This window comes from Novosphingobium sp. B-7 (assembly GCF_000410615.1).
In the GTDB taxonomy this organism is placed as follows: domain Bacteria; phylum Pseudomonadota; class Alphaproteobacteria; order Sphingomonadales; family Sphingomonadaceae; genus Novosphingobium; species Novosphingobium capsulatum.
Map to the genome: position 1 here is coordinate 1 of NZ_APCQ01000141.1, position 8,664 is coordinate 8,664.

The 8,664-nt window shown below is 65.4% G+C and carries 8 protein-coding genes; 6 read left to right on the top strand and 2 right to left on the bottom strand.

What is annotated here, in order from left to right:
* Positions 1 to 317 precede the first annotated feature (317 nt).
* Both H926_RS0101520 and H926_RS0101525 read left to right on the top strand, forming a co-directional pair.
* Entirely contained in the window at positions 318 to 1,133 is an 816-nt protein-coding gene (locus H926_RS0101520; protein ID WP_022674727.1) for an SDR family oxidoreductase, read from the top strand.
* Positions 1,134 to 1,160: 27 nt separating this feature from the next.
* Entirely contained in the window at positions 1,161 to 3,035 is a 1,875-nt protein-coding gene (locus tag H926_RS0101525) for an ABC-F family ATP-binding cassette domain-containing protein (protein WP_022674728.1), read from the top strand.
* A gap of 51 nt (positions 3,036 to 3,086) precedes the next feature.
* On the opposite strand, the gene H926_RS0101530 is transcribed toward H926_RS0101525, so the two are convergent.
* Positions 3,087 to 3,866: an SDR family oxidoreductase gene (locus H926_RS0101530; protein ID WP_028657433.1), complete on the bottom strand. Its 780-nt coding sequence runs from the start codon at positions 3,864 to 3,866 to the stop codon at positions 3,087 to 3,089.
* 302 nt (positions 3,867 to 4,168) lie between these two features.
* Here H926_RS0101530 and H926_RS0101535 point away from each other — a divergent pair, with 302 nt between their 5' ends.
* The 4 genes from H926_RS0101535 to H926_RS0101550 all read left to right on the top strand — a co-directional run bounded on the left by H926_RS0101535 (position 4,169) and on the right by H926_RS0101550 (position 8,143).
* A complete protein-coding gene (locus H926_RS0101535; protein WP_022674730.1) occupies positions 4,169 to 5,158 on the top strand; it encodes a sterol desaturase family protein in 990 nt (329 codons plus the stop codon).
* A gap of 70 nt (positions 5,159 to 5,228) precedes the next feature.
* Positions 5,229 to 5,843 (top strand): hypothetical protein, encoded by a 615-nt coding sequence (locus H926_RS0101540; protein WP_028657434.1) that lies wholly within the window; start codon positions 5,229 to 5,231, stop codon positions 5,841 to 5,843.
* Positions 5,844 to 5,905: 62 nt separating this feature from the next.
* Complete coding sequence (locus tag H926_RS0101545) at positions 5,906 to 6,577, top strand: hypothetical protein (RefSeq protein WP_022674732.1); 672 nt, start codon at positions 5,906 to 5,908, stop codon at positions 6,575 to 6,577.
* Between the two features lie 111 nt (positions 6,578 to 6,688).
* Entirely contained in the window at positions 6,689 to 8,143 is a 1,455-nt protein-coding gene (locus H926_RS0101550; protein ID WP_022674733.1) for a S41 family peptidase, read from the top strand.
* A gap of 256 nt (positions 8,144 to 8,399) precedes the next feature.
* On the opposite strand, the gene H926_RS25055 is transcribed toward H926_RS0101550, so the two are convergent.
* A partial coding sequence (locus tag H926_RS25055) for a hypothetical protein (protein ID WP_043607341.1) occupies positions 8,400 to 8,664 on the bottom strand: 265 nt, incomplete at its 5' end.

Below are 8,664 nucleotides of genomic sequence, written 5' to 3' on the forward strand. Positions count from 1 at the left end.
GGCGCGCACGTCGTCTGCCGGGGCCAGGCCGGGATCGACCACGCGCGGCGCGGGCACGGCGCAGGCCGCACAGGCCAGCGCAAGGGCCAGGGCTGCTACCCCGCGGCCAGGATGGGATGGTTTCACGCAGAACACCGGCTGGCGATTAGCAAAATATCACCGTGTGGCAATCGAATGACGGGCGAAGGGCGGATCGCCGCAGCCGTATCCCGCATTTCGGCGCAAGGATGGGGCGGTTGGGCTGCTGTGCGAACGCATCATCGCCCCGGCTTGTTCCCCACGCTGTTTACGATAGAGCAAAGCGCCAATCGGCAGGCGTGGCCAAGCCCCCTGCCCGGCACAAGGAACTGGCGATGGATCTGGGCATCAACGGGCGCAAGGCGATGGTTTGCGCGTCATCCAAGGGGTTGGGCCTGGCCTGCGCCACGGCGCTGGCGCGCGAAGGGGCGCAAGTGTGGATCAACGGGCGTGACGCCGCCCGGCTTGAGGCGGCGCAAGCGCGGATCGCCCGCGAAACCGGCGCCAGCGTTATGGCGGTGGTGGGCGATCTCGACACGGCAGAAGGGCGCGCCGCACTGCTCGCGGCCTGCCCCGATCCCGATATCCTGGTCAACAACAACCACGGCCCGCGCCCCGGCAAGCTCGACATGCTGGAAGAGGCCGACTTCCTGGCAGCGCTGCATGCCAACATGCTGAGCCCGCTTGCGCTGATCAAGGCGGTGGTGGGCGGCATGCGGGCGCGCAAGTTTGGCCGCATCGTCAACATCACCTCGGCCCAGGTCCTGATGCCGGCGCCGGAAATGGGCCTGTCGGTTTCGGCGCGCGCCGGGCTGATGGCCATGGCCAAGGTCTTGCAGTTCGATTGCGTGGCCGACAATGTGACAGTGAACAACCTGTTGCCCGGCCCGTTCGACACCGATCGCCTGGCCTCGCTGGCGCAGCAACAGGTGGCGCAGGAGGGCATCACGCTGGAACAGGCCTATGCCCGCATCGGTGCGCGCGGCCCCTCGGGCCGGGTGGGCCAGCCGCACGAATTCGGCGACGCCTGCGCCTTTCTGTGCGCGGCGCAGGCCGGCTATATCTCGGGCCAATGCCTGACGCTGGATGGCGGGGCCTATCGCGGCTTGTTCTGACGGGCGCAGCCGGCTAGGCGCACGGGCATGCTCACCATTTCCGGCATCACCGTGCGCCTGGGCGGCCGCACCATCATCGATCGCGCCTCGGCCACCGTTCCCACCGGCGCCCGCGTCGGCCTGATCGGGCGCAACGGCGCGGGCAAATCCACGCTGATGAAAGTGCTGATCGGCGAGATCGAGCCCGACGAAGGCAGCGTCGACATGCCGCGCCGCGCACGCCTGGGCTATATCGCGCAGGAAGCGCCCACCGGTACGGCCACACCGTTTGAATCCGTCCTGGCCGCCGATACCGAGCGCGCCGCGCTGCTGATCGAGGCAGACACCTGCACCGACCCTGACCGCCTGGCCGACGTGCACGAGCGGCTGATCGCGATCGACGCCTATACTGCCCCGGCCCGTGCCGCGCGCATCCTGATCGGCCTGGGCTTTGACGAAGCGATGCAGGCCAGCCCGCTCGACAGCTTTTCGGGTGGCTGGAAAATGCGCGTGGCCTTGGCTTCGCTGCTGTTTTCGCAGCCCGACGTGCTGCTGCTCGACGAACCGTCCAACCACCTCGACCTGGAAGCGACGCTGTGGCTGGAGAATTTCCTGCGCAGCTATCCCGGCACGCTGATCGTGATCAGCCACGAGCGCGACCTGCTCAACAACGTGGTGGACAATATCCTCCACCTGCAGGGTGGCAAGGTCACGCTCTATCCCGGCGGCTATGACAGTTTCGAGCGGCAGCGCGCCGAACGCGCGGCGCAGGCCGCCGCGGCTCAGGCCGCCCAGGCCAGCCAGCGCGCCAAGCTGGAAGACTATGTCCGCCGCAACAGCGCCCGCGCCTCTACCGCCAAGCAGGCGCAATCGCGCGCCAAGATGCTGGCCAAGATGCAGCCGGTGGTGGCCATGCTGGAAGACCCCAGCCTGACGTTCGATTTCCCCAGCCCCGATGAACTGCGCCCGCCGCTCATCACGCTGGACATGGCGGCGGTGGGCTATGCCCCCGGCCAGCCGATCCTCAAGCGGCTCAACCTGCGCATCGATCCCGATGATCGCATCGCCCTGCTCGGCCGCAACGGCAACGGCAAGACCACGCTGGCGCGCCTGCTCGCCGGGCAACTGCCGGCGATGGAAGGCGGCATGACCACCTCGGGCAAGCTCGCCATCGGCTATTTCACGCAATACCAGGTGGAAGAACTGGCCGGCAGCGATACCCCGCTGCTGCACATGACCCGCGCCATGGAGGGCAAGACCCAGGCCGCCGTGCGCGCGCAACTGGGCCGGTTCGGCTTTTCCGGCAACAAGGCGACGACCGAAGTTTCGCGCCTTTCAGGCGGGGAACGCGCGCGGCTCGCCCTGGCGCTCGTCACCCGCGATGCGCCGCACCTGCTGATCCTCGACGAACCGACCAACCACCTTGATGTCGATGCGCGCGAGGCGCTGGTCCAGGCGCTCAACGCCTATCAGGGTGCGGTCATCCTGATCAGCCACGATCGCCACATGGTGGAATTGACCGCAGACCGCCTGGTGCTCGTCGATGACGGGGCCGCCGTGCCCTATGATGGCAGCATGGAGGATTACATCGACTTCGTGCTGGGCCGGAACCAGCCCAAGGCCGATGCCGCTGCCAAGCCGGCCGCGAGCCCCAAGACCGAGGCGGAGAAGGCTGCCACCCAGGCGGCATGGCAGGCGCGGCGCGAGCTGGGCAAGCAGATTGCCAAGGCCGAAAAGGACATGGCCAAGCTGCAGGCCCGCATCGCCGACATCGATGCCGCCCTCGCCGATCCGGCCAAGGCAACCGGGCAGCTCAAGGGCATGAACCTGGGCGCCATGGGCAAGCTGCGCGAAGACCTGGAAGCCGAACTCGCCCGCGTGGAAGCGCAGTGGCTGGCCTGGAGCGAACAGGTCGACGGGTGAGACACGGGGCCGTGATCGGGGTGGTATCCATCCCGATCGCCCATTGCCACCTCACCCCGGCGTCGCGGCCGATCCGGCGAGAAGGCCGCCATCGATGTTGAACTCCGCGCCGGTGACATAGGTCGCCTCGTCGCTGGCGAGCATCACGGCGAGCGCTGCCACTTCCTCGGGCGTGCCAAAACGCTTGAGCGGCGTATCGGCGACGAGCGCCCGCATGCGCGCGTCGCGATCGGGGCCGGTGCCCAGCATCGGCTCCCACAGCGGGGTCAGGATCGCGCCGGGGTGGATCGAATTGCAGCGGATCTGCCAGCCGGCCTGCGCGCAATAGAGCGCCACCGACTTGGTGTGATTGCGCACCGCCGCCTTTGAAGCGGCATAGGCGGCGGCAAAAGGGATGCCGACCAGGCCCGAACGCGACGAGATATTGATGATCGAGCCCTTGCCCTGCCCCTTCATCGCGCCAATCGCATAGCGACAGCCCAGGAACGTGCCATCAAGGTTGACGGCGTGGACGTCCCGCCAGTCGGCCAGGCTGGCGTGTTCGGGATCATGCGCCACGGCGCCATGCTCGAACCCGGTGACCCCGGCATTGTTGACCAACACATCGATCACTGGCGCCTGCGTGGCGAGCGTGGCCCAATCGCCCTCGTCTCGCACATCGAGCGCGGCGAACCGGCAGCCGATCGCAGCGGCCGCAGCACTGCCGGCAGCGGTGTCGCAATCGGTCAGGATCACCTGTGCCCCCTCGGCGTGAAACTGCCTGGCGATGGCCAGGCCAATGCCGCTGGCAGCGCCGGTGACCACACATGTCTTGTCCTGCAACCTTGGCATGATCGCCTTGCCCTTTCTCTGTCCCTCCGGGGGGCGTCGGTCTGGGCGGGAAACGCCGTGGAGGCAAGTTCATTTCCTGTCGCGAATCGGGCTGGCTTGTCGCCAGCGCCGCTGCGGCCACCCGCGCCTCGCGGTGCATCGCACCATCACTTGGGCCGCAAATCGGCCGAAATGCCGGTTTTACCGGGTGATTTAGTCAATAAGCAGGTGCAATATGGTATAGACGAAGCATTCGATCCGTATTACCATGTCTTCAATTAGTATTACTAGACCGGGTACCCAAGTATTACGAGGTCAGGCTTATGGAAGGCGTTCTGGTCGGCAAGCGGCGGATAGGCACCCAGGCACCGGTGACGGTGGGCTGGGAAAACGTCCCGCGGGTGGAAGGCGGGCCTTTGAAGCGCCTGTTCTTCACCTGGTTTCAGCCTACCGTGCTCTTCGCGATGATCTTGTTCTGGTACTATGCGCCGAACTCGATCGCCAAGGCATCCACCGCGATTGGCATCGGCATCGGCTTCCGTGTCTTGCTGATGGCGATGGAGTTCTTCTTTCCCCGCCATGAAAGCTGGCAGCTTACGTGGAAGGAAGTCACCACCGACCTGTTCTATGTTGGTCTGGGTTACACTGTATTGCGCCTGGTCGATGGCTTCATCGGTTCAGACGTGATGGTCGGCGCGATCCAGGATGCCTTGCACTGGGACAAGTTCAACTGGTTCATCACGCTGCCGATATTGGTGCAGGCCTTCCTGATTTCGTTCATTTTCGATTTCGGGCAATACTGGATGCACCGTGGCATGCACAACTGGTATCCGCTGTGGCTGCCCCATTCGGTGCACCACTACATCACCCAGCTCAACATCAACAAGGGCGCGGTGGGCAATCCGGTCGAGCTGTTCCTGATCGGCTTGGGCGTGGGTGGCTTCTTCGATTTCGTGCCGCGCGCGTTCCTTTTGGCCGGGGCCATCGGCATGGCGGTGGGCAGCTATCAACACATCAACGTGCGGTTCAATTCGCCGCGCTGGTGGCGCTTCCTGTTCCACACTACCGAACATCACAGCCTGCACCATTCTCAGGACTTTGAGGCCAGCCGCAGCAACTTTACCAATACTTATATCTTCATCGATCGCATGTTCGGCACCTGCGTCGATGGTGAAGCCGAACTGCTGGGCATGGAAGGCGGCCGCCGCATGAGCATTCGCGAACAGATGACCTACCCGTTCACCGATGGCTGGCGCACGATCAAGGCGAAGTTCGCCCGCCCCGCCACCACCACCGCCGTTCCGGCCGAGTAACGTGGGGATGAGCAGCAACACCGCCTCCTTCGCCGGCACCGCACCCCATGACGCCCACCGGAAAACACCTGTGAACCTGCGCTTCATCGATTGGATCTGGCATGTGCGCGGCAGCCTGGACCTGCCCGCCGGCCAGACCGGCGACGAAGCCTTTGCCAAGCTGCAACCGCTGTTGCGCCAACCCGGCACCAGCCAGCAGCGCGCCGCCGATGCCCTGCGCTTCACCAAGATCGACCCGGCCGCACAAGACAAGCTGGCCGTGTTCGAAAACGGCGTGCTGCAGGTGGAACAAGGCAGCGCCGGCCTAGTGCTGCGCTATCACCTGATCAGCCGCGCGCTCCTGCTGTGCTTCCTGGCACCTCTGCTGTTCCTGGCCTTTGCCCAACTGACCATCGCGGTTGGTCATTGGCAGAAACCGGCGGCCGAAGCGGCCGAAAAGGCCAAGGCCGACAAAAAGAAAAACGCCAGCAAGGACCGCGTCCTGCCGATGAACCCCATCGACAAGGCGCTGGGCGCCCCCGCGCCTGACAAGGACGGCAAGAAGCCCGACCGCAAGGGCGATCGCTACTCCCCGACATCGGCCTATGTCTTTGCCAGCTTCTTCGCCGTGCTCTATGTGATCGGCCGCATCCTTGAGGCGAAACTGGTGAAGACCCGCCTGCGCAAGCAATTGCTGGGCGAATAGGCGCCGTTGGCAAGGGCGCCACAACGGCATAACACTGGGCTTGGTTCCAGTGGAGAGCGTGGATGCCCGTTTTGCTTGCTGCACTTGCGCTGGGCCTTGCCGCGCCAGATCTGATCCACGGCGAAAGAGTTGTCACGGCCGACGATTATCCAAGCCGCATGACACAGGCCCTGCAAAGCGCGATGGTCAACATGGAGGTGGTGGTCAACCCCGCTGGCCTAACCGAATCCTGCCGCATGATCGGCTTTGTGCATGGGCCTGGCTTTGCCGAGAAGCCCCCCGCAGCCGTGACATGCGCGTTGATCAAACGGCGCGCGCGCTTTGAACCAGCGCGCGATGCCGAAGGTCAGCCAGTCTATGGGGTCTATCGCACCTGGATCAGCTATACGATCGACAACTTGACCAACGCCAAGAGCCCAGACCAGGTCGATCTGGACGTTTACGTCGCCGGCTTGCCCGCCGGAATAGCCGACCGCGCGCGTGTGGCGGTCGCCCAGTTCGTGGCGGCAGACGGCACGCCCGGCGCATGCATGGCCGCCCCCAGGACACAGCCGCTGGCAACCGAAATCCTCCCCCCGCCGCTCGCCAGGGCCGCTTGCAAAACCCTGGCCGGAAGCGGGAAATTGGCAGTCATTACCGATAAAGCAGGTGTTCCGGTCGCCACCACGCGCCGCCTTGTCGCGCGCTTTATCGTGGGGCAGTCGCCTGCGCCCACAAAACCAGCGGTGCCCTGACCGCGCCTGCCCAAATGGGCGTGCCGCGTGCCAGAGCAAACACCGGCAAAGACGGCCCCGTAAAAATCCGATACACCCGACGCACGATCACGACTGGTTGAGGGGAAGCATATGATGGAGCGCCGCAGCGTGCTGGCGGGCTTGGCGGCGCTGCCCTTGTGCCCCGCGCCATCTGCCCACGCGGCACAGGCCCCCCTGGAAGCCGATATGGCCGTGTTGCGCGCGGCATTGGCGATCCATCCCGGCCGCGACCGCTATCTTTCTCCCGCAGAACTGGCCCGGAACCTTGACCGGTTCGCGCAGGATTATGGCGCGGGGCTGGACGCGGGCAATCTTGATCGGTGCTATCTTGCCTTGTCACGACTGCTGGCGACGCTGCGCTGCGGGCACAGCTATGCCAATTTCTTCAACCAGTCAGATGCCGTGGCCAAGGCGCTGTTCGACCGGCCGACGCGGCTGCCGTTTCATTTCGAATGGATCGGCGCTGCCATGGTCGTCACCGCCGACCACACCGGCACCGGGGTGTTGCCGCGTGGCGCGCAGATCACCGCGGTGAACGGGGTGCCGAGCGGGCAGATCCTGGCCCGGCTGATGCCCTATGTCCGCGCCGATGGGCACAACGATGCCAAGCGCCGCTCTTTGCTCGGTGTTCGTGGCAACGCCACTATCGAAACCTTCGACGTGTTCCAGGGCCTGCTGCTGCCACCCGCAACCGGGCGCCACGCGCTCGACGCCATCCTGCCCGATGGGCGCCGCACCCGGATCGAGGTGCCCGCGATCGGCCTTGCTGCCCGGCGCGCCACCATGATCCGCTTACCCGCCAGCAGCGACGAGCCGCGCTGGAGCTATCAGGTGCGCAGTGATGGCATTGCCGTGCTGACCATGCCCGACTGGGGGATGTGGAACAGCAAATGGAATTGGCGCAGCTGGCTGGCAGACCGGCTTGACGATGCCGCGCACGCCCGCGGCCTGATCATCGATATCCGTCGCAACGAAGGCGGGGATGATTGCGGCGATGAGATCCTGGCGCGCCTGGTCGATCGCGATGTCATGAACTGGCCATTCAGCAGCCGCGTGCGATTTCGCACCGTGCCCGCCAGCCTCGCCGATCATGTTTCGACGTGGGACGACAGCTATCGCCACATTGGCGAAGGCGGGGCCGACCTGGGCCACGGCTGGATCAGCTTGCCGCAAACCCATGCGCCGCAACCGGTCCGGCCCGATGCCAAGCGGTTGGCCGTGCCGGTGGCCGCGCTGATCGGCCCGGCCAACAGTTCAGCCACGTTCGGATTTATCAGCGCGGCGCGCGCCAGCGGCAAGATCACCCTGTTTGGCGAGCCGACCGGCGGCAACCGCCGTGGCATCAATGGCGGGGGCTTCTTCTTCACGCGCCTGCCAGGCAGCGGCATCGAGTTCGACCTGCCGCTGATCGGTTATTTCCCACCCACGCCGCAGCCCGACGCCGGCATCATGCCCGATCATCTGGTACCGCAAACCGCCGCCACGATCGCCGCCGGGACTGACCCAGTAATGCAGGCCGCCGCCGCGTGGATCGCCACGGCGTGAATGAAGGCGCGTAGGCAAAATCAGCGGTTGGGGAACGACTAAAACTGGTGGTTGGCTGCCGTTGTGCAGTGATTGCAGGCATGGTGCACGTTATTAAGCTGGACCCCGGATCAAGTCCGGGGTGACGATAAGTTTTTACTTCATTTATATTTTTCGTCACCCCGGACTTGATCCGGGGTCCAGCTGTTCTGCTTGTGCAAACGCCAGCATGTTCTCAAATAAGCGATCCGGGCATTCGAATTTTGCCTTCGTCGCCTCAGGCTTGGCGGTCAGAAAGCGCGGCGAGGCCAGCGCGCAGGGGCCGCCGCACCGCATGGAGCGAGAGCGCCCAGCCAGCAAGACCAATGGGAATGACCACGGCCAGGGTCTGCCCGGGGTTGAGGTGCCAGTGCAGCGCCACCAGGCGCGCGCCCCAGGCTAGGCCGAGCGTGGCGAGCGTGGGCCACAGCACCAGCCGCGCCAGATCGCCCAGTGCCGTCCCAGCCACGGCTCGCGCCTGCCAGGCCGCCACGCCCAGGGCT

Excerpts from the sequence above, each read along its gene's own strand:
- H926_RS0101525 (WP_022674728.1), top strand. The coding sequence starts at position 1,161 with ATGCTCACCATTTCCGGCATCACCGTGCGCCTGGGCGGCCGCACCATC.
- H926_RS0101530 (WP_028657433.1), bottom strand. The coding sequence starts at position 3,866 with ATGCCAAGGTTGCAGGACAAGACATGTGTGGTCACCGGCGCTGCCAGC.
- H926_RS0101535 (WP_022674730.1), top strand. The coding sequence starts at position 4,169 with ATGGAAGGCGTTCTGGTCGGCAAGCGGCGGATAGGCACCCAGGCACCG.
- H926_RS0101545 (WP_022674732.1), top strand. The coding sequence starts at position 5,906 with ATGCCCGTTTTGCTTGCTGCACTTGCGCTGGGCCTTGCCGCGCCAGAT.
- H926_RS0101550 (WP_022674733.1), top strand. The coding sequence starts at position 6,689 with ATGATGGAGCGCCGCAGCGTGCTGGCGGGCTTGGCGGCGCTGCCCTTG.